Source organism: Nostoc sp. FACHB-152 (genome assembly GCF_014697475.1).
In the GTDB taxonomy this organism is placed as follows: Bacteria; Cyanobacteriota; Cyanobacteriia; order Cyanobacteriales; family Nostocaceae; genus Nostoc_B.
The window spans coordinates 85033-111758 of record NZ_JACJRV010000004.1; the positions used below are offsets into that span (position 1 = coordinate 85033).

Here is a 26726-nt window from a genome sequence, read left to right on the forward strand (position 1 = left end):
TTGACAATCCGGCGAACTTGGGAGTCTGAAGTATGAAATATGTTCGCCTTTGGAGTTCCCGTTCGCGTAGTGTCTCCCTTTGGGAGAAGGATAGGATCAAGTGTGAAATAGTTAGTTATTTGGAATGGGTAGGCGGGTGTAAGGGTGTAGGGTGAAGATTTCCCTTTATACCCCGACACCCAACACCCCCATACCTCTATACCCCTTACTCATTAAGGATCTACCCAACGTCCATCGGCTTTAATCAGGTTGATTAACTCTTCTACACCTTGGTCTTCTAAGACTTTTTTAATTTCTTCTCGACCACGGTATAAAGAAATATAGCCAGGGGTTTTGCCTACATAACCATAATCAGCATCGGCCATTTCGCCAGGGCCGTTGACAATACAACCCATCACGGCGATATCTAACCCAGTTAAGTGCTTAGTAGCTTCCCGAACTTTATGCAGCACTTCTTCTAAATTAAATAAAGTACGTCCGCAGGAAGGACAAGCTACATATTCCACCATTGTTTTCCGCAAACCCAAAGCTTGCAAAATGCTGTAGCAAACAGGAATTTCTTTTTCTGGTGGTTCGGTTAGTGATACGCGGATAGTGTCGCCAATGCCATCTGCTAGTAAGGTGGCAATACCAGCTGTAGATTTGATTCTGCCGTATTCGCCATCTCCGGCTTCCGTTACGCCCAAATGTAAAGGATAGTCCATCCCTAATTCATCCATGCGCTTGGCGAGTAGACGATAGGCAGCTACCATCACGGGTACGCGTGAGGCTTTCATAGACACAACTAAGTTGCGGAAATCCAAAGATTCACAAATGCGGATAAATTCTAAGGCTGATTCCACCATCCCTTCAGGAGTGTCGCCGTAGGTGAACAGCATTCTTTCCGCCAGTGAACCATGATTTACGCCAATTCGCATGGCTTTACCTTGGTCACGCAGGGAAACTACCAGTGGTTCTAGAGTTTCGCGGATTTTTTCGCCAATTTCGTCAAATTCGGCTTGGGTATATTCTGTGCGGGTGCTGTTTGGTTTTTCAAACACATACAATCCTGGATTAATCCGTACTTTCTCGATGTGCTTGGCGACTTCTAAGGCGATTTTCATGCCATTGTGATGCACGTCAGCCACAATTGGCACATCTTGGTATGTTTGTTGTAATTTTTGTTTAATTTCCGCCAAAGCTACAGCGTGAGCTATGCTAGGCACTGTGACACGAACGATTTCACAGCCAACTTCGTGCAAACGACGAATAGCCGCCACAGATCCCTCAATATCAAGAGTGTCTTCGTTAATCATCGACTGCACCACAACGGGGTAGCCACCCCCAATGGTAATATTGCCAACCTTTACAGGACGGGTTTTGCGCCGCTTGATAGTGGTGTCAAAGGTGGGTTGACTAGGTGTGGTGGTGGAAGTGCTAGGCGTAGGCAGCGTTTGCATAACTCATTCAGTAAGTTTTTTGTAGCTAAAATTTCAGATTAAACAATCCCTGCTTCTCAGATTGCCATAGGACGTGCTTGTTTGAACGGTAGACAAGATAAAAAGAAGCCGGGTAACTTAAATATTCTTAATTATGGGAGCGATCGCTTAATCACTATGTTATCAATACCATCAGTAAAGCCGATGGTTTTATGAATACTCAAACAGCAAAACTCCCAATTCCACCGCACTTTAACGCCGATAAAGTAAGCGAAGTCTGGCGCGTACCTTATCAAGACACCGCCACCGCCGCCGAAACTTGGGCAAAACAGCAAGATATTCCACCTGCATCTGCTGACAAAACCCGTGTTTGCCTACTTTTAATTGATGTCCAAAATACTTTTTGCATTCCTGGATTTGAATTATTTGTTGGTGGTCAATCTGGTACTGCGGCAGTAGATGATAATCGTAGATTGTGTGAGTTTATTTATCGCAACTTAGGGACAATTACTACAATTATTCCTACATTAGATACTCACACAGCCATGCAAATTTTTCACCCGATTTTTTGGGTGAATGCCAATGGAGAACACCCCACACCAGCCGCGACAAATATCACTCCAGCAGATATCGAAAAAGGTATCTGGAAAGTTAACCCCGACGTTGCTAATAGTGTTACCAATGGGGATTATGAATTATTAGAAAAACAAGCTTATCACTACCTGAAACAGCTAAGTCAAGATGGGAAATATCCCCTGATTATTTGGCCTTATCATTCTATGCTGGGTGGTATTGGTCATGCTTTAGTTTCATCTGTGGAAGAAGCAATCTTTTTTCACTGTATCGCGCGTCAAAGTCAGACACAATTTGAACTTAAAGGCGAGAATGCGTTAACAGAAAATTATTCTATCTTGCGTCCAGAAGTTCTGTTTGGCTTTGATAAAAGTCCACTAGCCCATAAAAATACAAAATTAATCAAGCAACTTTTAGAATTTGATGTTGTAATTATCGGAGGTCAAGCAAAAAGCCATTGTGTTGCTTGGACAATTGAAGATTTACTCACAGAAATTAAACAGGTAGATGCTAACCTGACTCGAAAAGTTTACCTATTAGAAGATTGCACTTCTCCTGTTGTAGTGCCTGGGGTTGTAGACTATACAGAACAAGCAGATGCTTCCTTTGCGAGATTTGCTGAGGCTGGGATGCACATTATTAAATCAACTCAAGCAACTCTTCTCCGCGATACTCCGCGTTAACCCCTGCGCCCCTCTGCGTTTTTTAAACACCCTCATCTTTTCAAATAACCCTTAGGATCTTGCGCCACCCAACCTTGGGAGGAACTAGAACGCACTTCAAAATGGAGGTGTGGTTCTTTAGCCGTAGGCTGTCCAGTAGTCCCGACAGTTCCTAACACATCGCCGGCATTAACTTGCTGACCAACTTTAACTTTGATGCTGCCAAGATGAGCATAACGGCTTTGCATACCGCCAGCGTGGTTAATAATGACTAAATTCCCATAACTACCCTGATCTTGAGCCAATACTACATTACCAGGTGCGATCGCCTGTACCGGACTACCCACTGGTGATAACAAATCTACACCACTGTGGAAAAAAACCTTGCCATCCTGAGGATTGATTTGCCAGCCATAGCCTAACCCCACAGTTGCAGCTTCCTGTAAAGGATAACCACTAATATTGACACGGCTTTGGGTGTTGGAATTTTTCGGTATAACAGATGTAGTTTGAGGACGATTTGGCAACCAATTCAACCCAGGAACAAACACAATTTTGGGTTTTGTTTGACAACCATTAATTTCAAACATGGCATCAGGACGAACTTTATATTGTGCTGCGACTTGTCGCCAACTTTGGCCGCTTGGCACTTCCACAACAATGCCGTTGTAGGGGGGAATTTGCAGTTCGCTACCGACTTTAACACGGCCATTGTTCACATTCGGATTCATCACAATTAATGTCTCCGGAGCGAGATTGTATTGCTGTGCTATGCTCTCTAAAGTTTCGCCACGCATAACTTTATGACGCTGAAACCGAGATAAGGCTGGCGCAGGGCAACTAGCAGCCTGTGCGTGGGCAGGTACGGTGTTTGGCAGTGTGGCTGCTAGTCCGACTGTGGTGATGAGGCTAGAAAGCAAAAACAGACGATAGAAAAATGTCATGAGTCTAGGTTAAGAGAATCCCTAACTCTAAATTTTAATTGGGGAATTTAGAAGTGTTTAGTGTTTGGTAAGGGTGTAGGGTGTAGGGAAAAGAAATAATGAATGAAAAGAATCCTCTTTTTAATAAGTTGTTGTGAAGCGAATTTAAAAAGTCGGTAATTACTCAAGACATCACGATTTGCTGATTGTAATATAAGGATATATACGGAAAGCCTTATACGGAACCACAATTAATATCTTGTGTCCTTTTTAGAAAATGAAGGACATCATATGCCCCAACTATATACATTAGTTGGGGTGATTTTTTTGTGGTAGTTACAGACTTAACGTTCATTTAGTATTAATGTAGACTCAGCCGAACGCCCAAATTCTTCTGGTGCGTATTGTAAATGTGCTTCCGCACCAGGCCATGTGTATGTACCGGGAGTCACAGAACGAACTAAGTAATGTAGGCTATAAACTCCTGGTTCGAGGTGGTCGGCGTAGGCGATAATGCGATCGCGGTAAATATTGCGATAACCAAGTTGCCAACTATCAGCTTTAGCTTGCAATGCGGCTGTCGCTGTTTGAAAACTCTGATCTACGGCTTCAAATCCTGCTGGTAATGGGTCTTTAATTACTACATGATCTACAGGATGATCTGCAATTATTTCTAAACCAATATCAAATACTTGTCCACTATCTACAGTCAATGGTTTATCAAAAGCATACATCCCTGTTTTTTGTAGAACTTTTTCTTCACCGACTTTGCTAATTTCTCGTGTGACTCGTAACCCGTTAAATCTCCCTGGTTGATTCCCCTGCAAGCGATAATTATAGGCAACTAAATAATGCAATTTGCCATTACCTGATTTTTGTAAGGTTAAATCGTGACGACCACGCGGTAATTTATCCATTGCTACATTTAGCTGTAAATTAGGATTTTTATAACCATCAAAGCGATTTTCTCCTAACTTTTTACCAGCTAATCTGACTGTAGTGACAAATTTAGGTGGTGTTGGTTGCAGTTGACTATATTCTACTAAAGCTGTTAAAGCTTGAGCATTATCATAGTTAGTTTGCCATGTGCCATTTCGTCGCAAACCTAAAAGACTTTGGCATAGTTTATCAAGAACTTCTGGTTTACTTTGTTTAGCAATGAATAATCTTAAAGCCTGTGCTTGTGCTGTAGTGGATGAATTTAACCATCCCCAACTGTTAGGTAAACTAATAACTGCTGTTCGTCCAGTTTCATAGATATTTTGTTGCAACTGATTCAACATTTGTTGTGATTCATCTTGCCATTCTGGGAATTGAGATAAGTAACGCGCTAGTTTTATTTGTGTGACTATATCAAAGTTTTTGCGTTGTTGATAAATATCTCCAAGAAAACTATTGCGTTTATCACCCAATTCTGCTAAGGCAATTAAGGAATTTAATTGTAGTTGATTTTTACAGAGTTGCTGTTTACAAAAATCATACTGTCCTGGGTTGGCTAAAACTTTTTGCAGATAAGTTTTCAGCCGCAAAATTATTGCAGTATCGACAGAATTAGGAAATGCTTGATTAGCTTTAACTAGTGACTCAGCAGCGTAAGCAGAAACCCAAGGGTCAGATTTTTCTTGTCCTGGGTAAGCTGCAAAACCACCATCGGCTACTTGTAATTTTTGCAATTGGGTAATTGCTTGATTTGCTTTTTGGCTAGGATTAAATTCAGCAAATGATTGACTATATTTCTGTCCTAAAGTTTGCAGGTTAGCAGCAATAATTAATTGACTAGCGGCTGGTTCTGCAAAAGGTAAATCATCATCTGCTAAAACTTGTTTAGCGGGTGCTTTAATTTCTGGTATTAATGTACTCGCTAGTTGAATATCTAAACCGCCAGCTTCCGGGGCGATGTTTTTATCAACATTCACTGGAATTTTAACTTGTTTTTCAGTTACGCCAGTTTCAACAACTTGTTCTGTAATTTCTAGCGGCTTCACTTCTAAAGGCAGTTCAAAAGCATCGGCGGCTGTATTATTTAGCTGGGTAGTAAACTTGACTTTACTTTCACCAACGCTACCTGCAATCATGGGAAAGCGATAAGCTTTGGTGGCTGCTTCTGCGTTGGTTTGCAATGAATTAGTTGTCGGGTTCTTTTCGGCAAACTTAACTGTACCGCTAAGTTCGCCGTTAATTGAGAGGTTTCCATTATTTCCGGTGGTGTTGGTGACGGATAAACCAGCCAAGATGCGATCGCCTGGACGGGCAAACTGTGGCAAGATGGCATTGGTTAGCAGTGGCTTGGTGGTGATAAACGTCGCATCAGCGTTACCAAAGCGCAAGTTTCCATCGGTAGCAACAGCCATCACCCGCCATGTAGTTAAATCATCCGGTAACTTAAAGGTTATCTGCGCCTTACCACTCGCATCAGCTAAAACCGAACCGTTGTAGTAAGCTAACGCCTGAAAATCTGTGCGGACGCGTGTATTTGCTGCGCCTACAGAAAAACCACCGCCAAAACCCCAACCTTTGGGCTTCGCTATATCTTGCGGTTGTATCACCACATCAGGACGATTATCGCTGAAACGGGTAGATATTTGCTGTTCTGCATAGACTGTATCTACCAAGTTTGGCGGGCGATAGCCAGATAGTTGTAACACTGCTTCATTCACCGCCATGACAGTGAATTGTCCTGGAGTGGGGTTATTTTGGTTGTCTTTCAGTTCTAGTTGTATTGTTTGTTCTACACCAGGTTCTAAAGATGCTTGCAATGGTGTGACTTGCACTTTTAAATATTTATCTTGCAAGTTGACTTTAAAAGGTACAAAACCAATTTTTACAAGTTTATCTATTCCTGGTTCTACTTGGTTGAGAGGTACGCCTTGTCTCACTAATACAGCTTCAACTGCTGCATTAGGTAACATTTCTGGCGTGACTTGAAACTGGATTTGGGGTGCGCCTCCCTTAACTTTTGTTACTTGTTGATACAGAGGTTTATCTTTAATTACAGCAAAATATAATTCTGCTTCTGGGTAAGGAGATTGAATTAAAGCTGTGGCAGTTTCCCCAGGTTTATACTCTTTTTTATCTAGTTTAACCTCTAGGCGATCGCCATCTTCCGAACTCCAATAAACTGGGTTTTCTCCTGTTGCCCAAATTTGCAGATCTGTCGCAGTTAATTCCTCTTTTGTATCACCAAAATTAGCTCGAATACGATAAGAACCTGATTCGGTTGGTGTTAGCGTTAATATCTGGTGACTATCAGCAGATGTAATATCTGCTTGTTCCACTGTTTTATATTCAACTTGATTTTTAGCAGTGCGACTACCTTCGACTAACTGCGTCACATTACTATATTTCATTTGTTGTAATTCTAAATGCACCCGTTGACCTGTTATTACTTTTCCGCTAGGTTCAGTAACAATAACTTCAATAGGTAAAGCCTTACCAGCATCAGCAATAAAATTACTTTTCAACCCAATCAAACGGTTACTTGGTAAAGCTGTAAACTTTTGAGAAGCAGCCACAGATAAATTAGAAACATCTGCAACTTGTACATCTATTTGATAAGTCATGGGATAAGGTAAATCTTTAGCCACTGTGACTGTTTGGCTAGTTTTACCACTTGCATCTAACTTAGAATTAGTTTGCAACACATCACTTGGTAAAGATGGACTTTCTTCCGGCCAAAACCATTGTCTACCAAAACTAAACTCATCCCATCCTTTGGGTATAAAATTAGTCTGCTGACGAGTGACAAAATATTTTGCTTCCCCGGCTTCTACAGGCGCGCCAAACAGATAATTACTAACCGCTTTTGCTTCAACTTTGTCGTTAATTAGTGCAAACTCTTTATCTAAATTGAGTTCAACTTTAAAATTAGGTGGTTTAAACTCAGCCACCCGAAACTCGCCGGAAATTTCTTGTCCGTTTTTACCTTTACCCTGAATAGTATAGTAGCCTAATTTTTGATTCTTCTGAATAGGTAACTCTAGAGAGAATGTACCATACTCGTTTGTAGTTTTACTCCCTAAATTAGTCTTTTGTCCGTCAGGATTTACCAAAGTTAACTCGTAATCAGCGTTTTTATCTTGCTGGATAGTGCCATTTTGTAAATAGTCAGCAAAACCAGTTAACCAAGCTTTTTCTCCTGGCTGGTATAACTGTCTATCAGAAAAAATTACGCCGCGTGATTCTGGTTTAGCTTCTTGCCAACCTGCATCAATACCGTAACCAAAAACTCCACTGTATTCTTCTGTTCTCGCAAACGCCCAATCTTGATTTTCACGGGCAATTACTAATAGTTGTGGCGATTTGGTAAATCTTTGACTACCTGCAAAACACTGTTTTAAATTTTCTTGCTGAAGTCTTAAATTACCATTCTCATCAGTTTTACCTGTGGCACAAGGTACAGCATTACCTGAAAATTTTTCCTCTAACTTTGATGGATAAATTTCAATAGCCGCCGCCTTCACAGGTGAACCATCACTCAAATGATGTACCCGAATTAAACCAGAGTCAGGAAACCATTGATTAAATACACCCAAATTAGTCAATTGTACTAAACCATAAGTTACAGGTTCTCGCCAAAGTTCCTTGCCATTATCTTGATATTTATTCGTGCGTGCTTGTACTCCATAGGCTAACATTCCTGTAGAACTACCCAGCTTTTCTCTTAAAGGAACATTGTCCTCAACAAGTTGATTTTTTTTAGCATTTACTTTAAAGTTTGACCATGCACTTGTCTGTGGTAATAAATCATTTTCATTACCTTTGGGATAAGCACCATTAAAATAAACTAAATCGGTAGGTTGAACTACACGATAAGCAGCTTTATATTGAGATTCTGGTAAGTTAACTGTACTAATATTTAATTGTAAGTTCTGACCTGATGGAAAAATATGCAAATCTGAGGGAACCCAAATATCACCCGCCAAATCTCCAGTATTGTAGTTAAGAGTAACAGGTTTATTTAATGTCTGTTCAAATTTATCTTTGAGATTTGCACCAATAGTAATTTTATAATTAGTAGCTGGTGATAAAGAGTAGGGATTGATAGTTACAATACTAGATTCATCATCTACCTGTAGCATTCGGGATATATCTTTTGGTGCTGGCTCAATTTTGATATTATTTTTAACTGAATCTGCTACTAAGATATTATTAAATTCTAACTGCGGACTACCTTTGAGAAATCGTCCGTAAGTTCCATTAACATCTGGTTGTCCGTAAAAGTTAATTTTCTGAAACGCTAACGGTAAATAAGTGGCTAACTTGGTAACAGACTCTTTATCTGTAGCTAAATTACCATAATTTGGTAATATGCCTGGAGAAAATACAAGACGGTAGTTAGTCGCTTTTTCTAAACTTTGCTGCGGTATAAGATTATAAACCCAATTACGCGCAGAAGGGTCAAATTTTTCTAAAGGGTCTTCACCTTCTGTTGGTTTTTCTTCTTTCGCTAAGTCTACATTAAATCTGATATCTTTATTTTTACCTTCGGGTATAAGTTTGATATGCTCTTGTAAAGAAGATAAGTTTAATTCTACATTAGATGTAAATTGTAGCTTTTGCTTTAAGTCTATAGGTTGCGTGTCGGCTTTTTCAACAGGGTTAACACCCGGTAAATTAGTTAGCTTGATAGACTCAGTATTAAATGTCCAAGCTAAATCTTGATTTAAACGATGATTTTTTAAATCTGCTAAACCTGCTTTCAGGGTAACTTGAAATCTTGTTGCTTGTGGCAGTGCTTTATCTGCTTGAAAGCCTACCATCCGCGGTGTTAAAAAGCGAAATTGACCCGGCAAAGGTGGTAATAAAGCAAATTTTTGTAATAAATTTTGTTGTTCTGGGCTGTCAAGACTTTCGACAGGAATTAAAGCTTCTTTAAAGCGAATCCGAATTTGGTTTAAAGGTGTAGTATCGCCAATGGGACTAATTTGTTCAATCCAATCTGGTAACTTTGGTGGCGTGAGTGGGGAGATAGTAGGTAATGGTTCTTTGTTTGAGGTTATACCTAATAAATTACACCCGGTAATCCCTAAGAGAAATGTCAAAACAATAAATAACTTGAAAAAAATTTTAATAATCATGTTAAATAAATAAAAAATAGAGCTATCTTTCCATCTCTTCTTTGCGCCTTTGCGCCTTTGTGTGAGATTCTTTTTCTATATGAATACCAACCGCCTATAGCTATTTACAAAAATAACTACAATTCTTAATTTATATTGATAGAGATTGTTAAGTCTTTGAAATAAATACTGATATATAAATAGTCATCGCGTCAAAATTAAAGTAAGTTTTACTATACAGGGGATTCCCTGATGAGACTAAGTAGGCGGCTCATCCAAAAATCAAAATTTATCTTAGCGATCGCATTAATATGTTTAGTAGTGCGGTTACTGCCGTATTTTGCTCCTATTCATGCCGCAGACATAGCTCAAAATAGGTTAGCGTTGGAATTTAGCGATCGCAATGGTTTACCATTAGGTACAATCCTCACCCGTGACCAAGAACATACCGCCGTTGTTCCCTTAAATCAAGTTTCTCCCCAATTTATCAATGCAATTTTAGCCGCCGAAGATAGCAGTTTCTATCATCATGGCGCGTTGGATATGAAAGCCATTATCCGCGCCATCAACCAAGCTATTCATACCAAAAGAATTGTCTCCGGTGCTTCTACAATTACAATGCAGCTGGCACGGATGTTAGAACCATCTCCCCGCAACTTGTCAGGTAAATTGCAGGAAATTTGGCTATCTTGGCGGTTAGCTGCGGGAATGAATAAAGATGAGATTCTCGCTGCATATATCAACCGTCTACCGATGGGCGGGAATATATATGGAGTAGAAGCGGCATCGCGGACTTATTTTTCTATTCCCGCCAGTGACTTAAATCTTGCCCAAGCCAGTCTTTTAGCTGCTATTCCTAATAATCCTACTTACTTCGACCCGCTACAACATTGGAATAGGTTAAAACAGCGTCAGAAATACGTACTCAATCGTATGCTACAGGATGGCTATATCACTCAACAAATAGCCGACAAAACCCAAACTGAAAAGGTAGTTTTTCAATCTCGTCAACGCGGAATTATCGCCGCGCCTCATTTCTTGTTTTGGTTAGCCAGCCAAATACAGATCCCCCCAACCTCTGGCGATATTCCCCCCTTTTTAAGTGGGGTTAGGGGGGATCATCTCATTCAAACCACTATAGACAGACCATTACAGCAATTTGTCGAAGCACAAGCACAGCAAGTAATCTCCACCCTCGCTGCTAATAACGTTCATGATGCAGCAGCTTTAATAATTGATAACCACACTGGCGAAGTTTTGGCTTACGTTGGTTCACCTGATTATTTCAACGAAGCCAAACTCGGACGCAACGATGGAGTACAAGCACTGCGTCAACCAGGTTCTACCCTCAAGCCGTTTGTCTATGAGTTGGCGTTAGAAAAAAAACTGATTCGCCCAAATACGATTTTGGCTGATGTACCCGCCCACTATGCCATTCCTGGTGCAAAACTGTATAGCCCTACAGATTATACTCAACGCTTTCTCGGCCCGGTACGTGTACGGATAGCGTTAGCAAATTCTTTAAATGTGCCTGCGGTGCGAGTATTGGAAAAAGTCACTGTACCGAATTTCTTAGCACGTCTGCGAGAATTAGGATTTACCCACCTCAATCAAACCCCTGAGTATTATGGTTTGGGTTTAACTCTCGGTAGTGGTGAAGTCACTTTATGGGAACTTGCCCAAGCTTACGTCACAATGGCAAGACAAGGACAAACCATCCCACTTATATCTATAATTTCCAATTCCCAACTCCCAACTCCCAACTCCCCCAACCAAACAACATGGCAACTTATCACTGATATACTCAGCGATCACCACGCTCGTGCCACCGCTTTTGGTGTAGACTCGGTGTTAAACTTGCCCTTCCCCGCAGCTGTGAAAACCGGTACTTCATCCAACTTTCGGGATACTTGGACTGTTGGCTTCACCACAGACTACACTGTTGCTACTTGGGTGGGAAATTTCAACGGCGAACCAATGCGTCAGGTATCGGGAGTTATGGGTGCAGCACCTTTGTGGAATCGCATTATGTTACATCTGCACGAACATCAAGAACCCGCAGACTTTACAGTTCTCCAAGGATTAATTAAACTACCCATATGTGCAATTTCTGGGTTACGCCCAACACCAGATTGCAACTCTGTGGTGCAAGAGTATTTTTATCCAGAAGACAAAATCGCTTACGAAACTCAAAACAACTTTAATTTACCGTCAGAATATGACGAGTGGTTAGCAAAGCAACAATCAAATTTTGTTTCTAGCAATTTCAGAATTATCTCTCCTCACAATGGCGATTTGTTCTTGCTATATCCTGGTGCAGAAGAACAGCAAAAATTAGAATTTAAGCTAGCTGGCAATAAATCTGCATCTGTCGAATGGTGGATAAATGGCGAAAAAATTGAGGCACAATCAACTAATTTATTTTGGCATTTGCGCCCTGGTAACTGGATTTTGGAAGCCCGAAGTGGAGAGACAAACGATAAAGTTACTTTTAAAGTTGAGTTAGCCAAGATTAAACCAACACGCCGAGGTTTTTCTTTTGTGAAGTCTCAGAGATGATTTATAAAGTCTCAGAGATGATTTATAAAGTAACCCTTAAAATGTCGCGTCACTACTTAATATTTACTTTATAAATAAGCTTTCAAAGAATGTTTGTAAATTCAATGTAGCAGTTAAGCGTAAAATAACAAATTCCTAAACCAATAGCCACAAAATGCAAGTTTAGATTTCGTAATAATTTGGGAATACTAAAGTTACATAGTACACCCCAAACCTCGCAAACCGAACGTAGCATGAAGCTGGCATCTCTCGCCTATTCCTTAAATTCAAACGGTTTTATTCCTCACGGACATTGTTATCTCTGGAAAACCGGATTAGTTTGGCTCCATATTATTTCTGATGCTACGATTGCCCTTGCTTATTATTCTATCCCTCTGTTACTGATTTACTTTATTTCCAAACGCAAAGATGTTCCTTTTAACGGAGTCTTTCTATTATTTAGTGCTTTTATCCTTGCCTGCGGTACGGGACACTTGATGGATATTTGGACGCTCTGGCATCCTGATTATTGGATTTCAGGAAGTTTAAAAGCTTTTACTGCAATTATCTCTATATATACGGCATTCGCGTTAATTACTCTCCTGCCTCAAGCTCTCTCACTACCCAGCCCTGCCCAGTTAAAAGCTATTAATAAAGTGCTTACAAATGAAATTGTTGAGCGCAAACGTATCGAGCAAGAATTACGCCTTGCTGAAGAAGTAGCGAAGGATTCTAGCCAAGCCAAGAGTGAATTTCTGGCTAATATGAGCCATGAATTACGCACACCGCTTAACGGCATTCTCGGCTATGCACAAATACTTCAGCGCACAGAACCTTTAACTGAAAAAGGTAGCAAAGGAATCGGCATTATTTATCAATGTGGTTCTCATTTATTAACTCTGATTAACGATATTTTAGATCTGTCTAAAATAGAAGCCCGGAAGCTGGAATTAAACTCGGTTGATTTTTACTTACCTGCGTTTCTAGACAGTGTAAGTGAAATTTGTCGCATCCGCGCCGAACAAAAAGTGATCGGGTTTAATCTCCAACTTGACCCCGATTTACCAACAGGAATTCGTGCTGATGAAAAACGCTTGCGGCAAGTATTAATCAACTTGCTAGGTAATGCCATTAAATTTACTCAAGAAGGTAGTGTCACCTTTAAAGTTAAAGTCATTAACCAAGCAGCAAATAACAAGGGACAAATTATATATAAAATTCGCTTTGAAGTCGTAGATACAGGTACAGGTATTAGCCGTGAGCAAGTTGAGAAAATCTTTTTACCTTTTGAACAAGCAGGAAGTCAAAAACGACAAACCGAAGGTACAGGTTTAGGATTAGCAATCAGCCAAAAAATTATTTCGTTGATGAATAGTCAAATTCAGGTAGAAAGTGAGTTTGGCAAGGGAAGCACTTTTTGGTTTGAAGTGGAAGTACCAGAATCTAAAGATTGGGCAAAGGTTTCTAGAGTAGTTGAGCAGGGAATTGTTATTGGTTATCAAGGACAAAAACGCACTATTTTGATTGTGGATGACAAATGGGAAAACCGCTCGGTAATTGTCAATTTACTCCAACCAGTGGGATTTACTGTCATAGAAGCTAGTCATGGTCAAGAAGGAATTGATCAGGTCAAAGCCTACAAACCAGACTTAATTATCACAGACTTGGTAATGCCTGTGATGGATGGATTTGAATTTATAAAAAGTTTGCGTCAGTCTGATCAATGTCAAGAAATCCCTGTCATCGCTTCCTCAGCCAGCGTGTTTGCAATTGACGAATACAAGAGTATTGATCTCGGTGCCAATGCATTTCTCCCCAAGCCAATAGAAGTAGAAACGCTTTTGGAACTACTGCGGCAATTTATGCATCTAGAATGGTTGTATGAAAATCAGAAAAACCCAATCAACAAACTTCATGCAGATAGTTTAGATGCTTTAGTTGATTTAGTTCTTCCTGCCAAAGAGATTTTACAGCAATTCTTGGAACTAGCAAAAGATGGAGACGTTCAACAAATTTTAGAAATAGCTGAACAACTCTCTGCATCCGATAAGCGATTAAGCAATTTTACAGGGCAAATCATCCAGTTGAGCAGGAATTTCCAACTTAAACGTTTGGAAAGTTTTATTCAACAACAATTAGTTAATTTAGCTGAAGTTTAATTTTTAAATTCATCATGAATAAGGTTGTAACTAACGGATTTATTCTGATTGTGGATGATAATCCCACCAATTTGTCTGTCTTGTCGGAAGCACTTGCTAGTGAGGGTTGGCGTTTTCGTGTTGCAGTCGATGGAGAAAGTGCGATCGCTCAAGCCCAACGCAATCAGCCAGAATTGATGTTACTAGACGTACAAATGCCCGGTATTGATGGATTTGAAACTTGTCGTCGCCTGAAAGCTAATCTTGCTACGCAAAACATTCCCATTATTTTCACTACAGCCTTAGCAGATACAGAAAGCAAAATTCAGGGATTTTCTTTGGGTGCTGTAGATTATATCCCCAAACCATTTGCTCAAGAAGAAGTGATTGCCAGAGTGCGTGTGCATTTACAACTCAAGCAATTGACTCAATCTTTAGAACAACAAGTGCGCGATCGCACCGATGCTTTGCAACAAGCTCAAGTGCAACTGGTGCAGCAAGAAAAACTCTCAACATTAGGAGAGTTAATCGCTGGTATTGCCCATGAAATGAACAATCCCATCAGCTTTATTGCTAACAATATCCCGCCTTTAAAGGAATACATTGACTCAATTACCGAGCTTCTCCAACTGTATGAACAAGAGTATCCAAACCCAACAGCTAAAATCACAACTTTGATTAAAAATATAGACCTAAACTTTGTTCTCGAAGATTTAGCAAAAATTTTGAGTTCGCTCCAGGTAGGATCTGAAAGAATTCAGCATCTTTCTAGTTCACTTCGCAGTTTCTCGCGCTCGGATAGTGATATAAAATTACCTGCTGATTTGCATTTAGGGCTGGATAGTACGCTGATGATTTTACAGCATCGCCTGAAAGCTAATGGCGATCGCCCTGCGATTGAAGTCATTAGGTGTTATGGCAAATTACCACCTATAAACTGCTATGTCGGGGAAATGAATCAAGTATTTATGAACATCCTAGCCAACGCAATTGACGCTCTTGATGAAGCTATTCTCCAAGGCAAGATTAGTAATCCAATTCCTCAAATTAAAATTGCCACAGAAACAAATGATCAACAAATGGTGGTAATTCGGATTGCTGACAATGGAATTGGCATTCCTGAGCGGCTCAAACAACGCCTGTTTGAGCCATTGTTCACGACAAAACCTGTTGGCAAAGGTACTGGACTTGGCTTGTCAATAGCCCATCAAATTGTGGTCAAAAAACACAATGGCACAATGGAAGTAAATTCCCAGCCCGGTATAGGAACTGAGTTTACAATCGTAATTCCTATTTAATTCTAAGTGAGTACGATGAATGCAAAAGCCTCTCTAAAGTTCCAGGGAGGCTTTTTTAATCTTTTTAAGATTCCTCTAGCTTCCTTTTTTTAAAGGGATATAAATAATTGTCTTTTATCACCTGTTTAAAGCAGGGCTATAAACAGGTGGATATTAGCTGCATTTATTAGCCTACTTAGTGCTTTACTGAGATGGTTTAATCCATAGGTATACCAAAATGGTTGTAGAAATAAACAATTTTTATACCGTGCGATCGCGTACACAAATTAAATAATACTTCTTCAGGAATTTGCCATTTTAAAATTGTTGATTTACAGTAGTGCTGAGTTTTGAGGAAATAATCATCAATGACTACTTTAACTACAGAAAAGAAAACATCTATAAAGCCGAAAAAATCATCTATTCCGCGTATGGATATTGGTTCTCCCAAAGTTCCATTCCGCAAAACCAAAAAGATGAAGCAAGAACAAGAGTTACTCAGTGATTGGGAACACGCTAGTTAATCAATTGCTACTTGAAATTCCACTGACACAATTGAGATACTGGTGTCATCCGAGGGTGATTGTATTGGTAAAATCCCTCAATATTTAGTGAAGCCTTGCGGTACAAAATCCACTTAGCATTATCCTCGTCAGCATTGACGGTATTGAAGATATTTCCCTTACTAAGTGTTAAATGTCCTTCTGAATCCCATTTGAATTCAGCAGACTCAGGTGTATTTTTTAGCGGAAAATTATCCCACGCTATACCTAAACCTTCACCAGTGATGCGTTCCCCGCAGGCATCTGCATCTACTATCCCACGAATACAAATAAACTGCTCGGAATGGGGATATCCATAATAGCCATTCACGCGATTTCCAGTTTTACTGAAATTGAAACAAACTCCTGCACCATCGCGCCAGTCTTTAGGGTCTGGTTGACTACAAAGCTGGTAGTTACCATTTACTAAACTTGCAATTTTTCCTGGTTGAGTTGCAAGCCGAAAGTTTTGGGCAAAAAGATATTGAGCAGAAACTAGCGAACCTGCTAAGAAGGTTGCCAAGATACCACCCAGAAGGAAGAGATTGCTTATATTTAGCATAATCTCACCGAGAACTCTCTGGGAGACTGGCATTTATCAAAGATTGAAAATCGGCATCTACTAACTTCTAAACTGCTGGAGCCGCAGCAATTATCATACAAATAAGTAGAGCTAACATTAATACGATGAGTTTGACAACGAGGTAAGTTGTAGGGTCAGAAAGTGGATAATCGCTAAACATGGGACACCTCCATTGACCAATCTTGCAAAGTTACTTGAGGCGTGAATTATATTTAGAAGCGGAGGTGACTGTTTATCTAGCCTCCTATATCTTCCATTTATATTGTCTATCAAAAAATTATTTCTGGAGCATTTATGTAATTATAGGTTACATTTCCTGGCGATGCTTTCCACATAGATTAATATGTTTACCTAAGTCAAGTTAATATTTCGCGTGTTGGTCAATTAGTTAAGGTTGTTGCAACTTTCTGAGTTGCGCTTGCACATCAACAGCAATCTGCAATGATTGATTGAGTAGTTGGGCATATTCACTAGCTTGAGTGCTAACTTGCAAGGCTTGTATGTTCGTTAAATTATTCACAAATAATTCTTGATTATTTATCAGTAATTTTTTATTGTCACGCAAAATTCGTTCAGTTTTTAAAGCGCGCACTAAATCTTCTCGAATTAGTTGCAAAGCAGCAATGACTAGTTCTCTATCTTCAATTGAGTTACCATCTGTGGCTAATTGGTCGTGAATATCTATAGCTTTGACTACTTGATGATATTGATCAACTTCATCTAAAAGTATGCTAACTGCTTTGGGACAAGTAAACCGTCGCCATAGCGATCGCCCGATTAACACTGCCAGTGGCACTACAATTAGTAAAATGATGCCTAATTTAATTGAAGAACCAATAATTGGCAAAATAATAAATGCATAAATAAACCCAACAATAATTGGCGTGAGTGCTAACGCTGTTAATAGTTCATTGAGCAAAAATCCAATTAGCTTCTCGCGGTCTTTCATTATTGAAGGTCGAAATACATCTTCCGGGTCGAACCCTGTTAAGCGTCTCAGTTCTCCCTTGCTAATTTCTAAGCCTACTAAGTCCGGCTGCACTGCTGCATACTCCTTGTAGAAAGTGCGATCGCGTCTTTATTTTAATCAAGTTTGGGCAAGGTAGTACATTTGCCTTGGCAGTCAGTCAAAATTTCAAAGAATTTGATGTCCACTTTATAATACCCTTGTCAAAGGATTTTCAAAGTTTTAGCTGACTTCGATCCACAAGATCTTTCAAGCAATTTTGACTTGCACCTCTGCGTGCTTAAAAGGAAGGCAATTTGTTGTTAATTAATATTTTCTTATTTAAATACGCTGATTTTGTTAATTTAGTATTTTATGTGGGCATAATTATTAAGAATATTCACTAACATATCAAATTTATATGTTTACTAATATTTTACGTAGTTTTGCGGATAACCTTGATACTTTACGGGAATTTGTAGATCTTGTAAATCCAATCTTAGATAAAGCAAGAGAAGAAGAAATACTAGCTAATCATGACACATTAATACCTTTAGTACTTGGCTTTAATGCAATTGCACCAGAACAGTTTCCTCTTGATACGTCTTTGGTCGAGAATCTACAGTCTAAATTTGATGGAACATTAGATATTCATATGGAAGATGAAGGAGGCAAGAAATCAGCAAAATTGAGTTTTAACAATTCTGGTGGACAGGCTTTTCATAGTACTATGTCAAAACTTTCTAAAAGATTTAATCAAAAAGGCTTACTATACCAAAATGCCTTAATTTCTTTAGTTAGTGCTGTTGAATGGTTTTTATCTCAACTTCTTCATGAATACTTTAAGTTATATCCAGAGGCTTCTGATATTCGTGAGCGTAGTTTGACACTTAGCGAATTACAGTCTATGGGAACTATTGATGATGCTAAAAATTACTTAATTGATTTACGAATAGAAGAAATTTTAAGAGGCAGTTTTAGTGATTGGATTACTTTTCTAAAAAGTAAGTTAAAACTATCAATGGGATATCTAACAGATGAGGAAAATTATCTTACTGAAATTTGTCAACGGAGGAATCTTTTTGTCCATAATGGTGGAGTGATCAATAAAATTTATTTAAATAAAGTGGCACAGCCTTTACGCCAAAACTTAGAAATTGGACAGAAGATAACTGTTTCACAGGAATATTTGGATGAAGCAATAACTAGATTTGAAAAATTTTTCTTTTTACTTTCTCTAGAGTTATGGAAAAAACTTTCTCCAGATGATAAAACAAGATCTGATATAGTTAGCGATATCACCTATAAAAATCTCTATAATGAGCGATGGAAAATTGTTGAAAGCTTAAGTTTTTTTCTTTTAAATGATAAGCAACTTCCAGAAATGGCTCGTCTAGTCGCTCAAATTAACTATTGGCAATCGCTTAAATGGCAGGAAAGATTTGAGGAAGTACGCAAAGAAGTAGAGAAAATAGACTTTTCTGCTAAAGATGAGAGATTCTCGCTTGCTAAGGCTGCTTTATTGGATGATGAGAAGCTATTCTTTAATTTACTACCTATGCTATTAAAAACAGAAAAAATTACTAAAAAAGATTTAGATGAATGGCCTTGATTTCGGAAAATCAGAAAAACAGACATTTTTCAAAACTTGTATAAAATAGATGTAATAAGCGAATAAAAAACTATTAATGCTTATCAAAGTAACACTTAATAAAGTAAAATTTTGGAAGCTTAGTATGTAAAAACAGTTGTGGCTTTTTATTAGGTAAGTGCTACAACAGCTTTGTGATCGCTAACTTGACGATACCCCCTTTAAAAAAACAGTATCGCAGGTAAAAATAAAGAAGAATCTTCATCACAACCATAAGTACGGGAGAATTAGATATATGTTAGGTTTTGACCGCATTACATTTGACCCACGCATTATGGGTGGACAAGCGTGTATTCGCGGAATGCGAGTTCCGGTGTCATTAATTTTGAATTTAGTCGCCAATGGCAAAACTGTAGACGAAATCAGAGAAGATTATCCATATTTAGAACCAGAAGATATTCAGCAGTCATTAATGTATGCGGCTTGGTTAACACGCGAACAGGTTTATCCCATAGTTGGTAATCAAGCTGGATGAAATTTTTAGCAGATATGGGTATCTCACCACGTACTGTAAATTGGCTAAAATCTGCTGGTTATGATGCAGTACATTTAGTTGATGAAGGTCTTGAAAGATTACCTGATGATGAAATTCTCCTAAAAGCTCGGTTTGAAGGCCGAATTTTATTAACCGTAGATTTAGATTTTGGTTATTTGTTGGCAGTAAGTAGAGCTACATTACCCAGTGTAGTTTTATTTAGATTAGGGAATGAAAGCTACGAAATCATTAATGAACGTTTGGCAGAAGTGTTGAATCAGTTTGATTCAGATTTAATATCAGGTGCAATTATATCTGTAAGCGATCGCGATTTCCGAGTTAGACAATTGCCGATATAAGTCTCACTACTCATACTAGACAACCTACCTTTACAATTAAGTAAGAACACTCAAGAGTTGAATACATTCAAAGCTTGTGAACTTTTTTATTGGTTGTGCAGTTTGGTCATATAAAGGTTGGGTGGGTGAACTTTATCCCCCAGGAAGTCGCGCTACAGAGTTTCTCAGGCTTTACAGTCGCCGCTTGACTACGGTGGAAGGTAACACCACCTTTTATGCTGTACCTAACCAAGAAACTGTTAGCCGTTGGGCGGCTGAAACACCTTCAGGTTTTGAATTTTGCTTAAAATTACCGCGAGACATCACCCATCAAGGCTTACTTCAACCTCATATCCCCGCCGCTTTAAAATTTTTGAAGGGAATGCAACCTTTAGGAAAACGTCTGGGGCCGATGTTTGTTCAGTTACCGCCGAGTTATTCCCCGGCATTAATTGATGATTTAACTACTTTTCTGACAGCTTGGCCACGTGATACTGCGCCATTAGCTGTAGAAGTGCGCCATCCAGACTGGTTTCAAGAACCTGATGCTAGTAAATTAACAGCGTTGCTAGAAAAGCTAGGCGTGGGACGAGTACTTTTAGATTCCCGCCCTATCTATAATGGAGAAGATGACCCGCAGTTACAATCAGAACGACGCAAACCCAAATTACCTGTACATTTTAGCGTCACTGCACCTTTTAGCTTGATTCGGTTTATTTCGCATCCCACATTGTCAGAGAATCAGCCGTTTATGGAAGAATGGGTAACGCAGATTCAACAATGGTTACAGATGGGTACGCGAGTTTATTTCTTTGTTCATTGTCCTCTAGAAGAGCGATCGCCTAACAATGCTCGTCACTTTCAAAAGCTATTAGAACAAAGTGGTGTTGCAGTTCCACCTCTACCTTGGAATAATTTAGAACAACCCCCAAATCAGCTAAGTTTATGGTGAACATAGGCCATAATTAGCAGTACAATTATTTTCCTGAAATTGCATTCACATTTAGAAATCACAAGGTATAAAAATTACAGCCCTTTTACCTTTAAAACCTATCTTAGGATAGAAAATATATATTTTTTTGCATTTAGCGAATTTTTCAATTCATACTTCTTTCAAAAAGAGGGATAATAGTTTTTACCATACATTTCTAATCAAGTTGCAGCTATCTCTGTTCAGAAAAATAGTTAGCTAACCTTTTGGCAAGTCGGCTAATAGGAAATCCTCAATATCAAGAAATATAGCAATAACTTGAAATCTGTCACCTGTTACCTGTCCCCTACTATAGCTTCTAGAAATGTATCGATTTTTCATGTGGATTGTGGGGCGATATTTGTGTAAGCAATTAAATTAAAGGAGGTTCAGATGAGTCGTCTTCTTTATGAAAACACAGTTTCATATAAAGGATATCTCATCATTCCATTTGTTTTTGGCACAGCAGATGCTTATGAAATTTATTCCTATAAACTGTTGTCAGAAATTGGAAATAAAAGCAAATTTCACAAAGCGGATAATCCAGCAGGTATTTATGGCAATATCAATAATATTATTGATATTGCCAAAGAACACATTGATCAACATTTAGAATTTGTTAGTCAACAAGATTGCTTTAAATCTCGCTGTATTTTCCGCAACAACTTGATTATTATCTTTCAAGAAAAGGGCAAATATTTCTACGACCATTACCCACCAGAATTATTGAATAATATTGCAGCACCCAAATTATTCAATTCTGAATTTGAATGCTTAAGTTGGATTCAAGCAGGCCTAAATGGGCAATATGTCCGACAGCAAGCCAGCTAACAGTTTGGTGATATAACTTAATGATGGCTTGGTTAGTGAGGGCATTCCCTTTACTAACCAAGCCATCACTGTATTTATAGGATGGTATAGGTAACAGGTAACAGGTTACAGAGTTCTGGTGATTCTTGTAGGTTGGGTGGAGCGTAGCGTAACCCAACATTTTGGGTAATTATCAGCTAACGCCAAATACTAAGGTTTTAAGGTTAATTTTTCCGAAATGAGATAATGTAGTGATGTAGATTATTTTTGTACTACATTAGCGAGGAAGAAAGATGACTGTATTGCTAGCCGTCCGGGTTCTCTTCAACAACACCAACACAAGGCGCAGAGATTTGCGTTCAGTCCTTCATTTACAGGAATGATACTCGAATTTATAGACACTAGAGACATCAATCTATAGCTGTCGTCACATAGGCTAGGACATTTAAAAAATATGAAAGCTAGGAATAGTAATAATTTTACCTCCTGCCTTCTGCCTCGCGCCTTCTGCCTTCCGCTATAAAAAGTGTCAGCCTCTGTGCGCCTTGTGCATAGCAAGCAGCACACATCGAGGAAATATCAATGAATTTGGATTTTTTAGGCTGGAGTAACTTTTTTACTCACAGTTTCGCACCCTATCGCCAACAAGGATTTAGTGTTGCTAGGGTTGCAATTGAATACAGAAATACTTACATCGTCTATGGCGAACAGGGCGAACTCACAGCAGAAGTTACAGGTAAACTGCGACATCAAGCAAATCAAGCGCAAGACTTTCCCGCCGTTGGGGACTGGGTTATAATTCAGGCGCGAGAGTCAGAAAGACGCGCTACCATTCACGGAATATTGCCTAGAAAAAGCAAGTTTTCACGGAAAACTGTTGGTAGTAAAACCGAAGAACAAATTGCTGCGGCTAATATTGACACTGTGTTTTTGGTTTGTGGACTTGATGGCGACTTTAACCCTAGAAGAATTGAACGCTATCTAATTCTTGCTTGGGAAAGTGGCGCAAATCCAGTTATCGTTTTAAATAAAGCCGACCTGTGCAACTTTTTAGATGAGTGTATATCTGAAGTGGAAGCCGTTGCCATTGGTGTGCCAATTCTGGTTTTGAGTGCCGCTAATAATCAAGGGTTAGATGCATTGAAAACATACCTCCAACCAGGACAAACAGTTGCTTTGTTGGGTTCTTCTGGTGTGGGTAAATCGACTATTACTAACCAACTCAAAGGTGCAACAGTGCAAGCTGTGCAACCAGTACGTCAAGGTGATGACCGAGGTAAACACACGACTACAAATCGAGAATTGATATTACTGCCAACAGGCGGTTTAATTATCGATACCCCAGGAATGCGAGAAATTCAAATTTGGGCGGGTGATGAAAGTTTGCAAGGAACCTTTGCAGACATCGAAACCTTAGTTGCAGAATGCCGCTTTCGTAATTGCCAGCATAATAACGAACCCGGTTGTGCAGTGCAGCAAGCATTACTTGAGGGAGAACTTGATTATTCCAGATTTCTCAGCTATCAAAAATTGCAAAAAGAACTCAACTATCTTGTTCGCAAGCAAGACCATAGGGCGCAATTAGCGGAGAAAGAACGCTGGAAGAAAATCCATAAAGCCATGCGAAATCATCATAAGGGTTGATATATTTGTAGAGACGTAGCAATGCTACGTCTCTACAATAAATTTCACCGTTAGATTACCTAATTTTTTAAACGTAGACGCACTGGTGGCTTGCCGCAGGTTACCGCAAAAAACACAAAGGAAGAAAATAAGTAATTTTATAGTGGGAAGGGAGTAGTATAGTCCTGATTAAATTGGTGAACTGATTAATTCTGTAATAAATCTACTATACTCATCTTTCATTGGCAGATCTAAATCTCGCCGGATACGTCGTCGCAGTGCAGGGACAGTCTCACCTGTAATTGGGTTATATCCCTGTTTTTGATATTCTTCCCAATAAAGCCCTACACCTCGTTTTTGCCAGTTAGGAAGCTGATTAAAATTAATTCCATGCTGAAATAACATTTCGTTTTTATCTGCCACAGATAAGCCGTTCATCATGCTGGTGGCTTGAGTAGCAGTTTTACCTTCTCGACGCAGACACCAGTAACAATGAGCGTTTAAAGCATTTCTGTGGGCATCTTCATGCCGCCAGCGAAAATAATTAACGACTTCTTCTTGATTGGGAAGTTGAGAAATACGACAGTCAAAACAACCAATACTTCCTAATAATAAAGAGAATTTGGCACTCGCTTCACCTGCTAAGATTGAGTTTAGTTTTCTTAATTTGCGGCTAAACGTTTGTTCTTGATAGGCAAACAAAAGAGAGATTTCATCACTTTGAGTGTAACCATAAGTGATATCAATACCGCAATTCATCAGATGCTCGATTGTCGTCAACATCATGTCTCGAAAGCGAGGATCGTATGGGGCTTCAAATTGATGTACTTCTTTTGTTAGGCGGGTAAAGCTACGCCCATCTAATCTGGCAACTATATACAGTCCAGGTAATACACAATGGTCGTGGGCTGTCTCAAACACCCGCATCCTGCTATCAAGTTCGTCAAATTTCACGTTGCCATTCCTCAACAATGAAGGAGTAATTTAATTCAGTTTTAACCGAATAAATGGTATCAAATCCTTCTTGCCAACTTGGTAAAACTAATTTTTTATAAGTTGCTAACAATCCTACTAAGGGTACGATTTGTTTGGGTGGTCTTTGGTTATTGCGTTGTTTACAGTCTTCAAGTTTAGATTGAAAGTAATAACCCACAACCCGAAAACCGTTGGTTTTAGCTGGGATAATGTAGCGTTCTCTATTTTCGACTGTGGGATTAGTATTGTCCACCACAAAACGCTGTTGAGCTTCTAAACAAGCTTGCAGAAAGATATGCTCACGATGGCGGGTTTTGAGCATATCTAAATTGATGCGGATGTGGGTATTAAAAAAATAGTTGCGATAAAAAGTGGATTTACCTGCTCCTTGAATTCCGATAAAAATAATGGCTTCCATTGATGGGTAGGAAAATTGCTATGGTAGCCAAAAGTTAGGCAAGATAGATTTACTTAAGTTACGGACTGTTTCGTTGAGCGATCGCCCGATTTGAATATGCAGTTCATCCGCTTCTACAGGTAAAATCTCAGCAGGATAACCTTCTCCTAAATAAGATGTGACCAAGTTTGCTGCTTCTAAGCCTGTAACATAAGCTTTTTCTTGCGACCATGAACCGTGACGAGTAATAATCCAATCACCACTCATAAATACATTGGCAAAACTTGTTCTAGCTGGCAACATATAACGATAGCTACCAGGCGCAAAGTGTGTTACTGCATTTGGCAAGCGAATTACACTACTATCAATAACTTTTGCTTGTTTAAAGGCTGGTACACAAGTTGCTAAATATTTCTGAACAATCGGAATAATTTCTTCATCGCTTAAATTCAAAAATTGATTGGCGTGATAAAAATCAGCTTCAATTACTGTTCCGGGTTCATTTAGATATTCATCATGCAGCGCGTTCAAATCAAAAAATGTCCATCCAGTAGTTGTATCAAAGCCAAAGCAAGCATTAGAAGGACGCGGTACATCAATTTTGCGGTCAAACCATAGCCGCGTTGCTAAAACATCAATTGCGCCTAAATTCCCCAAATTCCGAAATTCTTCCCGCCCTTGTAAGCTGAGGCTAGAAGAAACAATTTTCTTCATTCCAGTGATACCAACTGCAAAAATTACGGCATCAGCATCAAATACTTGTTCACCACAAACTACACCTGTAGCGCGGTTGTTATTATCAACAATTACATCAGTTACGCGCTGCTTGGCTAATACTTTGCCGCCCAATTTTTCAATTTTTTCTACCCAAGGACGGAAGATTTTTTCACCTACAGTTCCCCGACACCAAACCACATCAAAATTAGGTTGATGCGCCAAAATAAAATAATAAAGCATCCCTAATGTGGCGGCGGCAGAACATTGTTCACCAGGGGCAAATAAGCCTACTAACAACATCGGCTCAAAGGCATCACGATACAGCCTTGCAGATACACCAAAGTCTTTGAACAATTCCCGCGCAGTTACAGAATCATAACGCCGCCAAGCCGCATCAGAATTATCAAAATCAATTACGGCATACAGTAAAGGTAAGGCACTGAGACGGTCAATTAATGGCAACCGTTGAAAGTAAGTGTAGAGAAATGTACCCAAAGGTGCAGGCAATTGGGGCATTTCTTGAAAAATTGGTGACTCTACTTCCAAGCCTGCGGGTGAATATTGAGCAGAACGAGTCCAAGTAGTGAAGGGGTTAATATTTAACTCGTTGATTAGAGAAAAAATATTTCTATAAGGATACCAAAAGCCATGAATACCAGCTTCTACTGATTTGCCGCCAGGAGTTTTCCAACCTGCTACTAGTCCACCAGGATAGGGGCCTGCTTCTAGAAGTGTCACATCATAACCTTGTTTGGCTAAATGATAGGTCGCGCCTAAACCAGCCCAACCTGCACCAACGACGACGACACGTTTTTGTTGTGACTCTTCTGCCATTTTGCTCTCCGATTGTTGCTGCCCATCAATTAATGTATACGAACTTGCGTTCAGCCGTAGAGAGAATTTTCTGTGACAAAATAGTTTTATTCTCTTGAAGACGATGCGATCGCATTACAACAACTAAGTAAACAATCTCCATCATTAAGCAATCTACAAGATTAGGCGATCGCACTGGTAGATAAATATTTAGAAGCATGATAGTAAAAAAACAAAATAATTTATCTCGCGCAGAGGCGCAGAGGCGCAAAGAGGATGAGTAAAAATCTTATTTCTCCGT

At 39.3% G+C, this 26726-nt stretch carries 20 protein-coding genes; 11 read left to right on the top strand and 9 right to left on the bottom strand.

The window, feature by feature from the left end; genetic code table 11:
* Positions 1 to 212 precede the first annotated feature (212 nt).
* Complete coding sequence (ispG, locus tag H6G76_RS05565) at positions 213 to 1439, bottom strand: (E)-4-hydroxy-3-methylbut-2-enyl-diphosphate synthase (RefSeq protein ID WP_190696664.1); 1227 nt, start codon at positions 1437 to 1439, stop codon at positions 213 to 215.
* Between the two features lie 191 nt (positions 1440 to 1630).
* Between ispG and H6G76_RS05570 the strand changes: the two genes are divergently transcribed.
* Entirely contained in the window at positions 1631 to 2674 is a 1044-nt protein-coding gene (locus H6G76_RS05570) for an isochorismatase (RefSeq protein ID WP_190696666.1), read from the top strand.
* 32 nt (positions 2675 to 2706) lie between these two features.
* Here H6G76_RS05570 and H6G76_RS05575 read toward each other — a convergent pair whose 3' ends face one another.
* Together H6G76_RS05575 and H6G76_RS05580 are read right to left on the bottom strand one after the other, a co-directional pair.
* Entirely contained in the window at positions 2707 to 3597 is an 891-nt protein-coding gene (locus H6G76_RS05575) for a M23 family metallopeptidase (protein WP_190696668.1), read from the bottom strand.
* 323 nt (positions 3598 to 3920) lie between these two features.
* A complete protein-coding gene (locus H6G76_RS05580) occupies positions 3921 to 9653 on the bottom strand; it encodes an alpha-2-macroglobulin (protein ID WP_190696670.1) in 5733 nt (1910 codons plus the stop codon).
* A gap of 231 nt (positions 9654 to 9884) precedes the next feature.
* On the opposite strand from H6G76_RS05580, the gene pbpC reads away from it, so the two are divergent.
* From pbpC to H6G76_RS05600, 4 genes are all read left to right on the top strand, one after another.
* A complete protein-coding gene (pbpC, locus tag H6G76_RS05585; protein WP_190696671.1) occupies positions 9885 to 12191 on the top strand; it encodes a penicillin-binding protein 1C in 2307 nt (768 codons plus the stop codon).
* A 233-nt stretch (positions 12192 to 12424) separates the two neighbouring features.
* On the top strand, positions 12425 to 14329 hold the full coding sequence (locus H6G76_RS05590) for an ATP-binding protein (RefSeq protein ID WP_190696673.1): 1905 nt from the start codon (positions 12425 to 12427) through the stop codon (positions 14327 to 14329).
* 14 nt (positions 14330 to 14343) lie between these two features.
* Positions 14344 to 15606, top strand: coding sequence for a sensor histidine kinase (locus H6G76_RS05595; protein WP_190696675.1), 1263 nt, complete (start codon positions 14344 to 14346; stop codon positions 15604 to 15606).
* A gap of 347 nt (positions 15607 to 15953) precedes the next feature.
* Positions 15954 to 16109, top strand: coding sequence for a hypothetical protein (locus tag H6G76_RS05600; protein WP_190696678.1), 156 nt, complete (start codon positions 15954 to 15956; stop codon positions 16107 to 16109).
* A 7-nt stretch (positions 16110 to 16116) separates the two neighbouring features.
* On the opposite strand, the gene H6G76_RS05605 is transcribed toward H6G76_RS05600, so the two are convergent.
* Entirely contained in the window at positions 16117 to 16689 is a 573-nt protein-coding gene (locus H6G76_RS05605; protein WP_190696680.1) for a hypothetical protein, read from the bottom strand.
* Between the two features lie 409 nt (positions 16690 to 17098).
* A complete protein-coding gene (locus H6G76_RS05610) occupies positions 17099 to 17752 on the bottom strand; it encodes a hypothetical protein (RefSeq protein WP_190696684.1) in 654 nt (217 codons plus the stop codon).
* 325 nt (positions 17753 to 18077) lie between these two features.
* On the opposite strand from H6G76_RS05610, the gene H6G76_RS05615 reads away from it, so the two are divergent.
* The 6 genes from H6G76_RS05615 to rsgA all read left to right on the top strand — a co-directional run bounded on the left by H6G76_RS05615 (position 18078) and on the right by rsgA (position 23544).
* On the top strand, positions 18078 to 19268 hold the full coding sequence (locus H6G76_RS05615; RefSeq protein WP_190696687.1) for a hypothetical protein: 1191 nt from the start codon (positions 18078 to 18080) through the stop codon (positions 19266 to 19268).
* Positions 19269 to 19542: 274 nt separating this feature from the next.
* Positions 19543 to 19782 (top strand): DUF433 domain-containing protein, encoded by a 240-nt coding sequence (locus H6G76_RS05620; RefSeq protein WP_190696690.1) that lies wholly within the window; start codon positions 19543 to 19545, stop codon positions 19780 to 19782.
* Positions 19779 to 20141: a DUF5615 family PIN-like protein gene (locus tag H6G76_RS05625; RefSeq protein WP_190696693.1), complete on the top strand. Its 363-nt coding sequence runs from the start codon at positions 19779 to 19781 to the stop codon at positions 20139 to 20141. The genes H6G76_RS05620 and H6G76_RS05625 overlap by 4 nt, the downstream gene beginning before the upstream one ends.
* Positions 20142 to 20217: 76 nt before the next feature.
* A complete protein-coding gene (locus tag H6G76_RS05630; RefSeq protein ID WP_190696697.1) occupies positions 20218 to 21072 on the top strand; it encodes a DUF72 domain-containing protein in 855 nt (284 codons plus the stop codon).
* A gap of 411 nt (positions 21073 to 21483) precedes the next feature.
* Positions 21484 to 21921, top strand: coding sequence for a hypothetical protein (locus H6G76_RS05635; protein WP_190696700.1), 438 nt, complete (start codon positions 21484 to 21486; stop codon positions 21919 to 21921).
* A 561-nt stretch (positions 21922 to 22482) separates the two neighbouring features.
* Positions 22483 to 23544 (top strand): ribosome small subunit-dependent GTPase A, encoded by a 1062-nt coding sequence (gene rsgA / locus H6G76_RS05640; RefSeq protein ID WP_190696712.1) that lies wholly within the window; start codon positions 22483 to 22485, stop codon positions 23542 to 23544.
* Positions 23545 to 23712: 168 nt separating this feature from the next.
* Here the strand turns inward: rsgA and H6G76_RS05645 are convergent, their stop codons facing one another.
* From H6G76_RS05645 to H6G76_RS05660, 4 genes are read right to left on the bottom strand one after another with little or no spacing between them, the layout of a single operon-like run.
* Entirely contained in the window at positions 23713 to 24477 is a 765-nt protein-coding gene (locus tag H6G76_RS05645) for a tRNA(His) guanylyltransferase Thg1 family protein (RefSeq protein ID WP_190696715.1), read from the bottom strand.
* Positions 24467 to 24916 carry an AAA family ATPase gene (locus tag H6G76_RS05650; RefSeq protein WP_190696718.1) on the bottom strand — a complete coding sequence of 150 codons (450 nt, stop codon included), beginning with the start codon at positions 24914 to 24916 and terminating at the stop codon, positions 24467 to 24469. Before H6G76_RS05650 ends, H6G76_RS05645 begins: the two co-directional genes overlap by 11 nt.
* An 18-nt stretch (positions 24917 to 24934) precedes the next feature.
* Positions 24935 to 26446, bottom strand: coding sequence for an FAD-dependent oxidoreductase (locus tag H6G76_RS05655; RefSeq protein WP_190696721.1), 1512 nt, complete (start codon positions 26444 to 26446; stop codon positions 24935 to 24937).
* 25 nt (positions 26447 to 26471) lie between these two features.
* Entirely contained in the window at positions 26472 to 26645 is a 174-nt protein-coding gene (locus tag H6G76_RS05660) for a hypothetical protein (protein ID WP_190696724.1), read from the bottom strand.
* Positions 26646 to 26726 lie beyond the last annotated feature (81 nt).